The organism is Halomonas sp. 3D7M, from assembly GCF_014897885.1.
GTDB lineage: Bacteria > Pseudomonadota > Gammaproteobacteria > Pseudomonadales > Halomonadaceae > Vreelandella.
Map to the genome: position 1 here is coordinate 7,159 of NZ_JABUZF010000131.1, position 13,815 is coordinate 20,973.

General features: G+C 54.6%; 12 protein-coding genes, 1 other RNA gene and 1 pseudogene. 7 read left to right on the forward strand and 7 right to left on the reverse strand.

All coding sequences use genetic code 11. The annotated features are described in order from the left end of the window. The 3 genes and pseudogenes from INT22_RS20340 to INT22_RS06110 all read left to right on the forward strand — a co-directional run. Positions 1–753: pseudogene (locus INT22_RS20340) on the forward strand (2,3-bisphosphoglycerate-independent phosphoglycerate mutase); the annotation flags it as partial. A 5-nt stretch (positions 754–758) separates the two neighbouring features. Then, complete coding sequence (locus INT22_RS06105; protein ID WP_193067880.1) at positions 759–1,895, forward strand: murein hydrolase activator EnvC family protein; 1,137 nt, start codon at positions 759–761, stop codon at positions 1,893–1,895. An 87-nt stretch (positions 1,896–1,982) separates the two neighbouring features. After that, positions 1,983–3,284 carry a S41 family peptidase gene (locus tag INT22_RS06110; RefSeq protein WP_193067881.1) on the forward strand — a complete coding sequence of 434 codons (1,302 nt, stop codon included), beginning with the start codon at positions 1,983–1,985 and terminating at the stop codon, positions 3,282–3,284. Here INT22_RS06110 and INT22_RS06115 read toward each other — a convergent pair. The 4 genes from INT22_RS06115 to INT22_RS06130 all read right to left on the reverse strand — a co-directional run bounded on the left by INT22_RS06115 (position 3,281) and on the right by INT22_RS06130 (position 7,821). Continuing rightward, on the reverse strand, positions 3,281–4,537 hold the full coding sequence (locus INT22_RS06115; RefSeq protein WP_193067882.1) for a UbiH/UbiF/VisC/COQ6 family ubiquinone biosynthesis hydroxylase: 1,257 nt from the start codon (positions 4,535–4,537) through the stop codon (positions 3,281–3,283). The genes INT22_RS06110 and INT22_RS06115 overlap by 4 nt on opposite strands. Before the next feature lie 25 nt (positions 4,538–4,562). Next, positions 4,563–5,801 (reverse strand): 2-octaprenyl-6-methoxyphenyl hydroxylase, encoded by a 1,239-nt coding sequence (gene ubiH, locus INT22_RS06120; protein ID WP_193059897.1) that lies wholly within the window; start codon positions 5,799–5,801, stop codon positions 4,563–4,565. An 86-nt stretch (positions 5,802–5,887) separates the two neighbouring features. Further along, positions 5,888–7,228, reverse strand: a complete 1,341-nt coding sequence (gene pepP, locus INT22_RS06125; RefSeq protein ID WP_193059898.1) for a Xaa-Pro aminopeptidase — start codon at positions 7,226–7,228, stop codon at positions 5,888–5,890. A 14-nt stretch (positions 7,229–7,242) separates the two neighbouring features. Beyond that, entirely contained in the window at positions 7,243–7,821 is a 579-nt protein-coding gene (locus INT22_RS06130; RefSeq protein ID WP_193059899.1) for a UPF0149 family protein, read from the reverse strand. 204 nt (positions 7,822–8,025) lie between these two features. Between INT22_RS06130 and INT22_RS06135 the strand changes: the two genes are divergently transcribed. From INT22_RS06135 to INT22_RS06145, 3 genes are all read left to right on the forward strand, one after another. After that, a complete protein-coding gene (locus INT22_RS06135; RefSeq protein WP_089040104.1) occupies positions 8,026–8,334 on the forward strand; it encodes a cell division protein ZapA in 309 nt (102 codons plus the stop codon). A 51-nt stretch (positions 8,335–8,385) separates the two neighbouring features. Then, a non-coding RNA gene (ssrS, locus tag INT22_RS06140) (6S RNA) lies at positions 8,386–8,568 on the forward strand. Positions 8,569–8,602: 34 nt separating this feature from the next. Further along, on the forward strand, positions 8,603–9,235 hold the full coding sequence (locus INT22_RS06145; RefSeq protein WP_193059900.1) for a 5-formyltetrahydrofolate cyclo-ligase: 633 nt from the start codon (positions 8,603–8,605) through the stop codon (positions 9,233–9,235). A 412-nt stretch (positions 9,236–9,647) separates the two neighbouring features. Here INT22_RS06145 and ilvA read toward each other — a convergent pair whose 3' ends face one another. Then, a complete protein-coding gene (gene ilvA / locus INT22_RS06150; protein WP_193059901.1) occupies positions 9,648–11,162 on the reverse strand; it encodes a threonine ammonia-lyase, biosynthetic in 1,515 nt (504 codons plus the stop codon). A 160-nt stretch (positions 11,163–11,322) separates the two neighbouring features. Between ilvA and rpiA the strand changes: the two genes are divergently transcribed. Beyond that, positions 11,323–11,997 carry a ribose-5-phosphate isomerase RpiA gene (gene rpiA, locus INT22_RS06155; RefSeq protein WP_038479984.1) on the forward strand — a complete coding sequence of 225 codons (675 nt, stop codon included), beginning with the start codon at positions 11,323–11,325 and terminating at the stop codon, positions 11,995–11,997. Here rpiA and waaA read toward each other — a convergent pair. Continuing rightward, positions 11,989–13,278: a lipid IV(A) 3-deoxy-D-manno-octulosonic acid transferase gene (waaA, locus tag INT22_RS06160; RefSeq protein ID WP_193067883.1), complete on the reverse strand. Its 1,290-nt coding sequence runs from the start codon at positions 13,276–13,278 to the stop codon at positions 11,989–11,991. The genes rpiA and waaA overlap by 9 nt on opposite strands. After that, positions 13,278–13,815: D-glycero-beta-D-manno-heptose 1-phosphate adenylyltransferase (rfaE2, locus tag INT22_RS20345; RefSeq protein ID WP_226912444.1), on the reverse strand; the 538-nt coding region annotated here is incomplete at its 5' end. The genes rfaE2 and waaA, both read right to left, overlap by 1 nt.

Consider the following 13,815-nt stretch of genomic DNA (forward strand, 5'->3'; position numbering starts at 1 on the left):
CGCGAATTAACGCGCGCGATCACTGAAGCTGAGTTTAACGGCTTTGAGCGGCGTGTACGTCCTACACTGGCTGGCGACGGTTTAGTCACGATGACCCAGTACGCCGCCAACATTCCAGCACCAGCGGCCTTTCCCCCTTCTGATCTCACCGATACCCTGGGGGAAGTGGTTGCTAAACGCGGCCTAACTCAGCTACGTATTGCAGAAACAGAAAAGTATCCCCACGTCACCTTTTTCTTCTCCGGCGGTAATGAAGCCGAGTACGAAGGCGAAGAGCGCATTTTAGTGCCCTCCCCCCGTGACGTTAAAACCTACGACGAAAAACCCGAGATGAGCGCCTTTGAGATCACCGATAAGCTGGTGGACGCTATCGACAGTGGTCGCTTTGACTTAATAGTGTGCAATTATGCCAATGGCGACATGGTTGGCCATACCGGTGACTTCAACGCCGCGGTAAAAGCGATTGAAACCGTTGATACTTGCGTTGGTCGAGTAGTAGAGGCCATTGAACGTGCCAGTGGTGCTTGCCTGATCACAGCTGACCATGGCAATGCCGAACAGATGGTGCATCCGGAAACAGGCGCGCCGCAAACAGCTCACACGACCTTTACGGTGCCGTTGATTTACGTGGGAGAGCAGAATGGGCGGCTGGAAAATGGACGACTGTGCGATTTAGCGCCGACGCTGTTAACCATGATGAACCAGGCTCAGCCCGAAGCGATGACAGGTAACCCACTGATTCATTTTGATTGATGCTGATGCGATGGACGTTAGCTGTCGCGCTTATGCTGGCGTTAGGTTATGCGCCAGCAAGTTTAGCCCAGCCAAATGAAAATGCCGCGCGCCAGCAGTTGGATGCGATTGGCCAGGAGATCGAAGCGGCTGCCCAGCGCCTCAGTGCGACCGGGCAAGCTCGGGATAGCGCCGAGCATGAGCTGCGCCATGTGGAAACGGAGCTTGCCGAGACTCACCAGCGCCTGGATCAACTTCAGGCTGAGCGCCGTCAACTGGCCGACGAAACGACCCAACTTCGCCAGCACCGAGAGCGCTTGGAAGGTGAGCGTGAAGCACAATACGCTGCGCTGAGCCAACAGCTGGCAGCCCTTTATCGATTGGGGCCAACACCCCAGTTAAAACTGCTCCTTAACCAAAGCGATCCAGCCGAGCTAGACCGAATGCAGGCGTATCTAAATCGCCTGACTCAGGCGCGTCAGCAACGCCTTACGGATATAAGCCGCCTCGACACCGCACTGGCAGATACCGAGCAAGCGCTCAGCGAGCGTCAAACGCGCCTTGATGCATTAGCCGACGAGCTAGAAGAGCAAAGCGCTATACTCGCTCAGCGAACCGAGGAGCGGCGTGGCGTCGTAGCGACCCTGGATGATCGCTATGGCAGCGAAGAGGATCGCTTAGCCGATCTAAACCAAAGCCGTGAGCAGGCCGAACAGCAGCTAAGGGCGATACAAGCGGAGCTGGCTCGTTTAGCCGAGCCAACACCGACCACACACATCACCCGCACGCGGGGCGATTTACCCTGGCCCGTTCAAGGAGCCATTACGGCAACCTTCCAGCGTAGAGACGGCGTGCACTATAACGGTATCGTGATTCGAGCAGATTCGGGCAGTGCAGTAACAGCCGTTCATACAGGCCGCGTGGTATTCGCCGACTGGATGCGTGGCTTTGGCAACCTGCTGATTATTGATCACGGCGATCAGATCATGACGCTCTATGCTCACTTGCAACAATTCAGTGCACGGCCCGGCCAACAAGTAAGCCGTGGCACTGAAATTGGACGTATCGGCAACAGCGGCGGGCAGACCAACCCCGCGCTTTACTTCGAAGTGCGGCGTAGCGGTGAACCAATTAATCCACAACGTTGGATTGCACGCCGCTGACGGGATAAGCTGACTCCTATGAATTAACAATCATGTCTCAACTTATGCAGCGCCTTCTGGCGCTGCCTTTCGCCTAGCGGAGTCCGCATGACGCTATCTGTTACCAAGGTATCGGCCCCTGCCAAGCGCTTTTTGGCTACCCTGCTCCCGCTTGTAATGCTGACTGCTCCTCTCCCCTTAATGGCTCAGTCTGCAAATAGCGTTGCTGATGACCTACCGCTTGAAGAGATCCAGACCTTTGCTGAGGTGTTTGAGCGCATTAAACGCGGCTATGTCGAAGAGGTTGACGACCGCACGTTATTGCGTAATGCCATGCGAGGCATGCTCAGCGAGCTAGATCCCCACTCAGCCTATTTAGACGAAGAAGAGTACCGAAGCCTGCGCGAATCCACCCAGGGTGAGTTTGGCGGTATTGGCATTGAAGTAGGCACAGAAAACGGGCAGTTAATAGTTATTACCCCCATCGATGACACACCAGCTTCACGAGCGGGCCTGTTATCCCGCGATGTGATTGTGGCTATCGATGGAACGCCAACCGACAGCTTATCGCTTCAAGAGGCGGTTAACCTGATGCGTGGCGAACCGGGTAGCCAACTGCGTATTTCCGTCTTGCGGGCGGGTGAAGAGTCTCCGCGTGAGTTCACACTAACGCGCGAAGTAATTCGCAATGAAAGCGTTAAGCATGAAGTACTGGAGCCAGGCTATGGCTACTTGCGAATTAGCCAGTTTCAGTCGCGCACCCCAGAGCAGGCACGCAGGTCGTTAGAACGTATGGCCCGAGAGCAGCCACTTGAGGGACTCATTCTCGACTTACGCAATAACCCAGGTGGCGTTTTGCAGGCCGCCGTTGGCGTTGCCGACCTGTTCCTGGATGAGGGGCTAATTGTGTACACCGAAGGGCGTCTTTCTGACACCGAAATGTCGTTTTCGGCATCGCCAGAGACACCCGCTGGTGATGTGCCGCTCGTTGTACTGATAAACAGTGGTAGCGCCTCGGCTGCTGAAATTGTCGCCGGGGCGCTTCAAGACCAGCGCCGCGGGGTGATAATGGGCACCGAAAGCTTTGGTAAAGGCTCCGTGCAGCAGATCATGCCGCTTGGCAATGGTGAAGGTCTTAAGCTGACAACCGCGCTTTACTACACCCCCAATGGGCGCTCAATCCAAGCACAAGGTATCGAGCCTGACGTGGAAGTGGTACGCGGCCGGCTGGAAGTGGCTGAGGGGCAACGCCAAATCCGCGAAGCTGATCTTGATGGTCATCTAAGCGGCCAAGACGCAATGCCCCGGGAGCGGACTGAAATGTCTCAGCGCCTACGCGAGGACTATCAGCTCAGTGAAGCGCTGAACTTACTCAAAGCATTGAACGTGGTGGATCGTCGGCGCCGTTAACGACACGATTGCGGCAGGCGTCCTCGCTCTCCGATTGCCTGCCGCATCACCAGTCGTTTTATCGGCACCAACTGATTCATACCACTCATCCCCATATTGCGCGCCAGCGTCAATGCAGGCACTTGGCTACCGAAAAGCACTTTAAACCCTTTCATCAGCCCTAGCATGGCGCTGTTATCGAAGCGCCTACGCCGCTCGTAGCGACTCAGCGTGGTCAGCGCCCCCCAGGGGGCTCCTCGCTGCCATGCATTAATCACTTCCTCAGCCAGCACTGCCGCATCCATAAATCCTAGGTTAACGCCCTGCCCCGCTAGCGGGTGAATGCTATGGGCAGCATCGCCCACCAAGGCAAAATTAGGCTGCACGTAGTGAGCGGCGTGGCGCTGAATCAGCGGAAACCGATAGGCCGCATCGACGGCACTCACCTGACCTAAACGGTAGTCAAAGGCTTCACTTAGCGCCTGCCCCAACGCCTCACTAGAGAGCGATGTAAGTTGATGTGCATGCTCAGGCGTGGTCGACCAGACAATCGAACAGTAGCGATCATCACCGCCCACTGTTAACGGCAAAAAAGCCAGTGGATGGCCAGCGATAAAAGCCTGACGAGCCGTGTCGCCATGGGACTTTTCACACCTTACGGTGGTAACGACGGCCTCTTGCTGCATAGACTCTTCGGCCACTGATATCCCTGCCAATTCACGCATGGTGGAGCGTGCACCGTCGGCAGCAATTAATAATGGCGTATGCAATTGTCGGCCATCATCCAGCACTAGCCAGCGCCCGCTATCAGAGGTTTGCAAAGCCTCCACGCCCACTCCAAAGAGAGTGCTAACGGAAGGCAGCGCTAGCACCTGCTCATTTAACGCGGCCAATGTCACATCGTTTTCAACAATATGCCCAAGTACGGGCGCACCTGCTTCATCGGCGGAAAAATGGATGCTACCGCTGCCTTCTGCATCCCACACCTGCATATAACGGTAAGGCGTTACCCTAGTAGCAGCCATCGCGGGCCATGCCTTCAAATGCGAGAGCAGCCGCTGTGAAACCGGCGTCAAAGCACTCACCCTGGGGGCAGGCGAATGGTCACCAAAAGCATCTAAGCGCAGTGGTGCTGCTTTGGTTTCTACCAACGCCACCTGCATCCCAGCGTTAGCCAGCAGTCCTGCTAGCGCCGTGCCGACCATTCCGGCGCCTACGATCACCGCGTCAAAACGTTCAACCGGCACATCTATTGCCGCTGTTTGCGTTTTCATAACGTTCCCTTAGCTACTTGTTGCATCAGCGCTCCAGACCCATTGCTCTGCGTGCCAAGCTGCGGCGAAGCGGGCCCACTAAATTGAGCCCCACCAGGCCAGCTGCTCGGGCATGCGGCAGTAGGGGCAGCGAATAGCCAAATAGACGCACCAACCCATCGCTAAACCGAATGACATTGGCTCGGTCTTGCGCACGACGCTGCTCAAAGGCGAGTAGCATGTCCATATCACCAAGAGCACGTTGGTTCTGAGCGCCCTGCGCTAGTGCTTCGACCAGATCCATCACTGAGCGCAGTGCCAAGTTAAACCCCTGACCCGCTACCGGGTGAAGCGCATGGGCAGCATTTCCCAACACCGCCAACCCAGGTCGAACGGGCTCTTCCGCGGTAATCAGCGAAAGTGGGTAGCTGAAACGCTGCCCCACCCGAGTAAAACGCCCGACTCGATCACCAAAGGCAGCTTGTAGCTGGCGTAAAAACGCCGAATCGGAGAGCGCTAGTCGCGCCTGCTCTGTGCCGCTGGCATGCGTCCAGACCAGCTCCATCGCTTGGCCAGGCAATGGTAGCAGTGCGATCGGCCCCTCTGCTGTAAAGCGCTCATAGGCAACCCCCTCGTGGGGCTGGCTAATACCGACATGGGCAATGACGGCTGTTTGCTCGTAAGAGCGGTGGCGACTACTGATGCCCAACTGCTCTTTCAGTCCAGATCGCCCGCCATCGGCGAGAATAGTCAGCGCTGCCGTTAGTTCACTGCCATCGGAAAGCACCAGGCGGTGGCCGTTAGCTTGTGGCATTAGTTGCGCCACCGTTGCAGGGCAGTGCCACTCAATCGGCAGTTGCTGAAGATGGTGATGCAGCACACGCCCCATCCAAGCATTAGGAATGACATGCCCCAATGCCGACACTCCCAGCTCCTGAGCGCTAAGCCTAGTGGCACCTAAACGACCGCGCTCGCTGATATGAATGCGCTTGATCGGGGTAGCTTCACTGCGCATCGCCTCCCAAACACCCAGTTGGCGAAAGCGTTGGGCAGAGCCTTCAGCAATAGCACTGGCCCTAGCATCAAAGCTTGGCTGCCACGCTGACTTCTCAGCGTTTTCAGGTAAGGCAGCCGCTTCAACAATTGCCACACGCCAGCCGTAGCGCTCAATCAACGGCGCCAACGCGCAGCCTAAGCTGGCACCGACCAGCCCGCCTCCCACAATAACGATATCGTGGGTGAGCGTAGCTGCTTGCTGCTGTCTTACCTGCTGAGTCCCATGCATTGTCATCTCCTACGGATAAACCAAACCCAGCAAATGTAATTTCGTAATGTAAATTACATAAACAAATATCAATGGAATTTTACTGCTTATTTATTAACCATTAATTGCTCTATATCAGCAATTCGCTTCGGCACGTCTGACGTAAGCACTTCGTGCCCATCACGGGTCACCACGACATCATCTTCAATACGAATGCCAATTCCGCGGTAAGCGGCAGGAATATCATCATCGCTGGGAATGTATAAACCAGGCTCAATCGTGACGACCATGCCTTCGGTTAGCAGGCGCGGCGTCTCTTCATCCAACCGATAAGTTCCTACATCGTGCACGTCTAACCCCAACCAATGGGACGTAGAGTGCAGGTAGAAGCGCCGATAGCTCTCATCGTCAATGCGCTCCTGCACATCGCCCTCTAACAACCCGAGACCGATCAGCCCAGCGGTTAAATCCCTCACGACCCCTTGGTGAATATCCGCCAGCGTGGCTCCCGGCTTGACGGCGTGCACTGCACGCTCTTGCGCATCTAGCACCACTTGATAAAGCGCCCGCTGAGCGTCATTGAACCGACCATTAACCGGGAAAGTACGGGTAATATCCCCAGCGTAGAGGTCGAACTCGGCCCCTGCGTCAATCAGCACAAGTGTATCGGCCTGCAACGTATCGCTGTTCTCAATATAGTGCAGCACGCAAGCGTTAACGCCACCACCAACAATGGTGCTATACGCAGGCCCGCTAGCACCTTGCCAAACGAATTCGTGCTCTAACTCTGCCTGCAACTGATACTCGCTTAACCCTGGACGGCAGACACGCATCGCACGCGTATGCGCCTTTGCTGAAATAGCGGCCGCATGGCGCAGTAGGGTAATTTCAGCAGGGCTTTTAATGAGGCGCATCTCATGAACAAGCGGGCGGCTATCCAACCATCCTTTCAATGCTGGCTTACCTCGGCGTAGGCCAGCTTGAGCGCAGGCCAACGCCTCTTCTGCAATATTCAGCGCCTCGGGATTATCTAACGGCAGGTAGAGCAGTTCGCGCCCTGCCAATAGACCTGGTAACAGCTCTTCCCGCTGAGCATTTTCAAACGCTTGGTCAATGCCATGCTGAGCCTCAACGCCCTGGGCGCCTAGCCGTCTACCTGTCCAGGCTTCCATCGTGGCGTCGCGGTCTTGGCAAAACACCACGCTTTGGCCTGCCTCGCGCCCAGGCAGCACTACAAGCAACGCATCGGGCTCTTGAATGCCGGTTAAGTAGTAAAAATCACTCTGCTGGCGGAACGCGTATTCGCTATCGTGAGAGCGCGTTACCAAGGCAGCGCTTGGCACCACTAGCGCAGCATTGGCAGGCAGTTGGGCGATGAGCGCTTCTCGGCGCTGGCGGTACTCTGCAGGCGCAATAGCGGCGGGCCGAGGCAGTAACTCAGGTAACATAGATAACTCCTGTATTAATGAACGGGGGCGTCGGTCTGCTCAACCTGGGGCATTCCTGGGTGCTGCTCGGTGTAGAGCAACATTGCCGCCATACGCGCGTGTTCCGTCAGCGCAAATAGATCATTTTCGTTTTCAGGACTATCCTCGATATCGGTTTCGATCTGTACGAGTCCTGCGAGATCCTCGATGGCTTCTTGAAGCGTCTTAGACCAGCGCTCGCGTAGCGCTTCATCAGCCACGTCTTCAACGACTTCCATAAAACCCAGCGTCCACTCTTTTAGCCCCTGGGCTTGCTCGGCGAGTGAAAAAAGCTCATCGGGTAGCAGCGGTGTGTAATTCAAATCGCTGGCGCTCAATGCCTCCAGCGTTTGACGCCGCCAACCTAGTAAGCGTTCAGCGCTATCAGGATCTCGCGGCTGCTCGACCCCTAAGCTTAGGCATACCTCTTCTAGCCATGCTTCAGCCGTCACATCACGCAGCGCTAACAGACCACTTAGGCGGCCATCCAAAAACGCGGGCGACTGCATACTTCCATGCAGAAGAAAAACATCCGCGACGTCAGAAAAATCCTGGCGTTCATTGATTAGGGACATGGGCATTGCTCGCTATACAAAATGGGGAATGAAGTCGTCGTAACAACATCGCTAAGGGTGTTAAACCGCAGAAGGAATCTTACGGCGCGCGCGCCTGTGCGTTGACCCCACATAAGCGGCTCTCTTATAGTGAACGCCAACTATCCTTCCTATGCAGCGATGTTAACGCATTGGTCAATAAAATGACCTGTGCCGGAGTTTTTGATGAGTAACGCGAAGCGGCCAACCAAAGAAATCACCCTACTGGGTCGCAGCTACATGATTGCTTGCGACACTGGCGAAGAAGCTAAGCTGGAACGTGCTGCTCGCTATTTAGATCGCGCGATGAATGGCATTCACGCCCAAAGCAATGCCCTTGGCAGCGAGCGGGTTGCAGTGATGGCAGCGCTGAATATCACCCATGAGTTGCTTGAAATTATGGATGAGCACCGCGCGAGCGAAGCAAACCTGAACCGCCTAAACGACCGCCTTGAACGGGCACTAGCGGATACACGCCAGCAAAAAGAACCGTAAGAACCTGCTGTCGGCTCTTTGGCATTACCACTGGCTCTGTTAGGATAGAGATGTTCTCTGGGGTGTACGCCAGTCGTTATAGTCCCTCGAGCCTATGCGAAGTACCCAGGGGGCCAAATGCTAGCCAAACCCGTGTGCATGTCCGTGCGTCGGAAAGCCTGACGGTTTGGCTGCGGCCACCCACCTGAACCAGTAGGTTCAGGGCCAGAACGACAGCGGCATTCTGGGGAACACTTAGTCTTGATTAGCTCATCACGAGTAGCTCGTTATGAACGATACTGCTGCCCGCAGTACATTCGGCGATAAAATTGCGCTTCGTCGTGAGCTTAGACGCAGACGCCGCACCCTTTCCCTAGATCAGCAAAAACAAGCCGCTACCGCCCTTTGCCAGCGCCTTAAAGGGCTGCCTGAAATTTGTCGTGCGAAACGCATTAGCCTTTATTTACCGGTTAACGGCGAGATAGACCCGACACCATTAATACCTTGGCTTCGACAGCGAAAAGTAAGTATTTACTTACCGGTATTGCGCCCATTTTCGACTAATCGCCTTTGGTTTGTTGCCTACCGCGAATCTACCCCCATGGTTAAAAACCGTTTTGGCATCGCAGAGCCCTGTTCACGATTTGCCGCCGATAGGCGCAATCGCCTGCCAGCTTGGGCGCTAGATACGCTTATTGTTCCGCTGGTAGGTTTTGATAAGCAAGCAAATCGCATGGGCATGGGAGGTGGTTTCTATGATCGCAGCCTCGCTTTTATGCGCCGCCAAGGGCCAGCACCGACACTTATAGGCGTTGCTCACGCCTGCCAACAGGTGGATGCGCTACCCATCGAGCCTTGGGATATTCCGTTGGACGTGATAGCAAGTGACACAAGGGTTATTCGACCAACTAAAACGGGCTGATCATTAAGATCAGCCCGTTTTAAATATCAACCTCGACTAGCTTGGCGCAGCGTTTACGCTGAAAGCGCTGTGATCAACTTAGTAAGTTAACTCCCCGATAGCGCTTGCGCGTATCCAGTGGCGAGTACTCCAAGTAAAAACACCACTGTTAGCGCCATCACCATATCAGGCTTTTTACGCCGCATGCCTCATCTCCAACGTCTTTTACGGTTGCCAAATATCCTTAATGCGTCATCTAAACAGTGTTTCTAAAAAGATGACACACCTCATTAATTTCGCCCACGACTATAGGGCTATAGAAGAGGACTGACAACTGCTTTCAGTGCTATTTTTAACGCATCATTAAACGTTTTCAGAAGCTCACTCTTCTTAACAACTCTGCATCCCGGGGTTAGTGAGTACTTACAATTCTTTACGCCATAAAGAGCTTATACGCTGGGTTATCGCTCTCTCGCCAATAACGGTAGCCAATCGCATCTAAGTACTCTGCAACATGGGTTTGATCACTGCTCGGCACTTGCATACCGACCAATACACGACCGTAGGCAGCACCATGATTTCGGTAGTGGAACAGTGAAATATTCCAGTCATGGGGTAGCTGGGTTAAAAAGTTCATTAGCGCACCCGGGCGCTCCGGGAACTCAAAGCGGTAGAGCTCTTCTTCAAAGCGCTCGCTGGGCCGACCACCACTAAGATGGCGGATATGTAGCTTCGCCAGCTCATTGTCGGTCAAATCTTCAACCTGATAGCCAGCTTCACGAAGCTTATCAATCACCGCCTGGCGGTCTTCCCCACCCGGTTTAACTTGAACACCCACAAAGATATGAGCCTCGCTATTATCTGCATAGCGATAGCTGAACTCGGTGACCATGCGCTTGCCCAGCGTGCGGCAAAACTTTTTAAAACTGCCTGGGTTTTCCGCAATGGTCACCGCCAATATCGCTTCACGCTGCTCACCCAGCTCGGTGCGTTCCGCAATATGTTGCAAACGATCAAAATTGGTATTCGCGCCAGAGTTAATACATATCAACGTCTCGCCTTCAGCACCGGTTTGCTGCACATATTTCTTCAAGCCAGCTAGCGAAAGCGCCCCTGACGTTTCTGCGACGGCACGTGTATCTTCAAAGATATCCTTCACCGCTGCACACATCTCATCGGTATTCACCGTGATAACGTCGTCGATTAAGTCACGTACCAGAGAAAAGGGCACTTCACCGATTTGCGCGACGGCGACACCCTCCGCGAACACGCCAACTTGATCCAGCACGACCCGCTCCCCGGCTTCTAGCGCGGCTTTTAAACAGGCACTGTCTTCGGCTTCTACGGCAATGATTTTGATATCTGGGCGCAGATATTTCACATACGCTGCGACGCCTGCAATTAAGCCGCCGCCACCGACAGGAATAAAAATAGCGTCTAGACGGCCACTGTGCTGGCGCAGAATTTCAACACCAATAGTGCCCTGACCTGCAACTACATCGATATCATCAAACGGCGGAATATAGGTATAGCCATGCTCTTTAATCAATTCTTGAGCATGCTCAGCAGCAGCAGCAAATGCATCACCTTTCAAAATAACCTTAGCACCGCGGGCACGTACTGCCTGAACCTTAATATCGGGCGTAATACGCGGCATCACAATAACCGCCTTCACCCCCATCAGCTTGGCTGCCATAGCCAAACCCTGGGCATGATTGCCCGCCGATGCTGCAATCACGCCCTTGGCCTTCTGCTCTTCAGTTAGCTGGGCCATTTTGTTGTAAGCACCACGAATCTTGAAAGAAAACACTGGCTGAAGATCTTCGCGCTTAATCAAAATTTGGTTATTGAAACGACGCGACAAAAAGGGAGCGGGTGAAATAGGGGTCTCACAAGCGGCTTCATAAACGCGGGCTTGGAGGATCTTTTTGACGGTTGCTTCGAGCATGCGGAAATCCCAAAAAAATAACGTGACCCTGACGGGAGAGAGCAAAGCCTTTATTGGTAGCAGATTACGCCTAGCGTCGTCTAGCGGCGTTTCCATCGGCAGTGGGCGCTAAGGCCGTTATACTAGAGAGCACTGCCTAACCCTGACGCAGGAAAATATGATGACCCAAGATGAATTGAAAGCGGCCGTAGCGGATGCTGCGGTTAAAGAGATTGAGCCTCATCTCGAAAAAGATACCGTGCTAGGTATTGGCACAGGTTCCACAGCGAACCTGTTTATTGATCGTTTAGGCCCGCTAAGAGATCGTTTCAAAGGGGCCGTTGCCAGCTCAGAAGCCAGTGCTAAGCGCTTACAAGCGCTAGGTATTGAGATATTCGAGCTGAACAATGTTGGCGATGTTCCTTTTTACATCGACGGTGCAGACGAAGTAAACGCTAACTTACAAATGATTAAAGGGGGTGGCGCCGCCCTAACCCGGGAAAAAATCGTCGCCGCCTGCGCCAAGCGATTTATTTGCATTGCCGATGGCTCGAAATACGTGAACCAACTTGGCAACTTCCCGCTACCGGTAGAAGTTATTCCGATGGCACGCTCCTACGTCGCTCGGGAGCTGGTCAAGCTAGGTGCTGACCCCGTCTATCGGCAAGGGGTAGTCACCGATAATGGCAATCAAATTATCGACTGTTTTGACTTTATGATCGACGACCCAGCATCCATGGAAGCGCGTATTAATGCCATTGTAGGCGTCGTCACGAACGGTTTATTCGCCCAGCGCGGTGCCGATGTACTGCTGTTAGGTAAGACGGACGGCGTGGAACGAACCGCGTTACGTTAACCACTGACTAAGCCCATCGAGCGTGCGCGCCAATGCGCCTCTATGGGCTTCAACGACCTCTCGCCCAGCCTGCCCAATTTGCAAAGCAAATGATGGCGTTGCCAGCCGCTCGGCTAGCGCGTCGGCCAAGGCATCGGGTGTTTCCACCACGCTTAACGCACCTACCGCTAACAGCGGCTCAGCCACATCGCTAAAGTTGTCAAGTGAAGGGCCGCAGAGCACTGGCTTACCCAACGCCGCAGGCTCCAGTACGTTATGACCGCCCAGCGGTACCAAACTACCGCCAACATAGGCCACATGCCCTGCTGCATACAGCGTTGCCAGCTCACCTAGCGTATCCCCCAGGTAAACCTGCGTTTGTGGCGTCACGGCCTGCTGCTGGCTGCGACGGCTGAGTGCCCAGCTGCCTTGGGCACACAGCTTGGCCACTTCGTCAAAACGCTGCGGGTGTCGCGGCACCAATACCAATAACGCTGTTGGAAAGCGCTTCAATAGCTGACGGTGAGCCTCCAAGAGCAGTGCTTCTTCCCCGTCGCGGGTGGAACCTGCCACCCACACTGGGCGAGCGCCCCAGGCTTGAAGTAAGTACTTACTTTCTTCCAGAGCCTTTTCCTGAGAAGGCACCTCAAATTTTAACGATCCAACAACATGAGTTACTGCTGCGCGGCAACCCAGTGCCTGAAAGCGCTCAGCATCTTGGGCAGATTTAGCAGCCAGCCATGTGACGTTAGCTAATGCACTCGCCATTAACGAACGCAAGCGCTGATAGCGTGCAAAGGCTCGTGGCGATAACCGCCCATTGACGACCGCGACAGGCACTGCTTGTTGGTGGCAAGCGTGCAACAGGTTGGGCCACAGTTCGGTTTCAAACAGAATGGCAAGAGTGGGCTGCACGCGGGTAATAAAACGCTTGGCCGCTCCCGGAAAATCCAAAGGGAGGAAGCAGTGAGCAAGCCTTACTTGATCCGGCGCGGCTTGCTCACCGATGAGTGTTTGAACCTGCTGAGCACCCGTCGCGGTCATTGTGGTCAACAACAGGCTGTGCTGAGGGTAACGCGCCAGCAAACCCTCTATTAGGGGACGGGCAGCGCGCACTTCCCCCACCGAGGCACAGTGCAACCAAATTCGCGGCCCAGGGGGAAGCTTACCCAAACGCATACCAAGCCGCTGCAAGCGCGAGTAAGTAAGTACTTGCTCACGCCAGATGCGCCAGCCAATCAGCGGCGACAACATATAAAGCACCGCTGAATAAACAAGCCGAGGCCAAATCGGCGACGCCATTAGCCCTCGCGATCCAGGATGGAGCTAATCATTGCGGTGGTCGATACGCCATCTTCAAAGCCAAGTACTTTTACATCGCCGCCGTTGGCGATAACGGCCTCCCCTCCTGCAATATCTTCAGGGCGGTAATCGCCACCTTTCACCAAAATATCCGGTAAAACGGCTTCAATTAGCGCTTGGGGAGTATCATCATTAAATGGCACGACCCAATCGACAGCGCCTAACCCAGCCAGGACTTGCATGCGGCGGTTAAGCGGGTTGATTGGCCGTTTAGGGCCTTTCAAACGGCCAATAGAGGCATCATCATTCACCGCAACGATGAGGCGATCCCCCAGGCGTTTGGCTTGTTCCAAGTAGGCCACGTGTCCTGCATGAAGAATATCAAAGCAGCCATTGGTCATCACCACGCGCTCGCCACGCAGCTGGGCAGCCCGCACGGCGTCGACCAGCGGGACTTGGTCAATCACCCCAAATTCAGCCAGCTTGTCGCCGTGTAGCGCGGTGTAGAGCTCGGCTATCGAGAGCGTCGCCGTTCCC

Coding starts and splice junctions, on each gene's coding strand:
- rpiA (WP_038479984.1), top strand. CDS start 11,323: ATGACCCAAGATGAATTGAAAGCGGCCGTAGCGGATGCTGCGGTTAAA.
- INT22_RS06135 (WP_089040104.1), top strand. CDS start 8,026: ATGAGTAACGCGAAGCGGCCAACCAAAGAAATCACCCTACTGGGTCGC.
- INT22_RS06115 (WP_193067882.1), bottom strand. CDS start 4,537: ATGAAAACGCAAACAGCGGCAATAGATGTGCCGGTTGAACGTTTTGAC.
- ilvA (WP_193059901.1), bottom strand. CDS start 11,162: ATGCTCGAAGCAACCGTCAAAAAGATCCTCCAAGCCCGCGTTTATGAA.
- INT22_RS06105 (WP_193067880.1), top strand. CDS start 759: ATGCGATGGACGTTAGCTGTCGCGCTTATGCTGGCGTTAGGTTATGCG.
- INT22_RS06110 (WP_193067881.1), top strand. CDS start 1,983: ATGACGCTATCTGTTACCAAGGTATCGGCCCCTGCCAAGCGCTTTTTG.
- waaA (WP_193067883.1), bottom strand. CDS start 13,278: ATGGCGTCGCCGATTTGGCCTCGGCTTGTTTATTCAGCGGTGCTTTAT.
- pepP (WP_193059898.1), bottom strand. CDS start 7,228: ATGTTACCTGAGTTACTGCCTCGGCCCGCCGCTATTGCGCCTGCAGAG.
- ubiH (WP_193059897.1), bottom strand. CDS start 5,801: ATGCATGGGACTCAGCAGGTAAGACAGCAGCAAGCAGCTACGCTCACC.
- INT22_RS06145 (WP_193059900.1), top strand. CDS start 8,603: ATGAACGATACTGCTGCCCGCAGTACATTCGGCGATAAAATTGCGCTT.
- INT22_RS06130 (WP_193059899.1), bottom strand. CDS start 7,821: ATGTCCCTAATCAATGAACGCCAGGATTTTTCTGACGTCGCGGATGTT.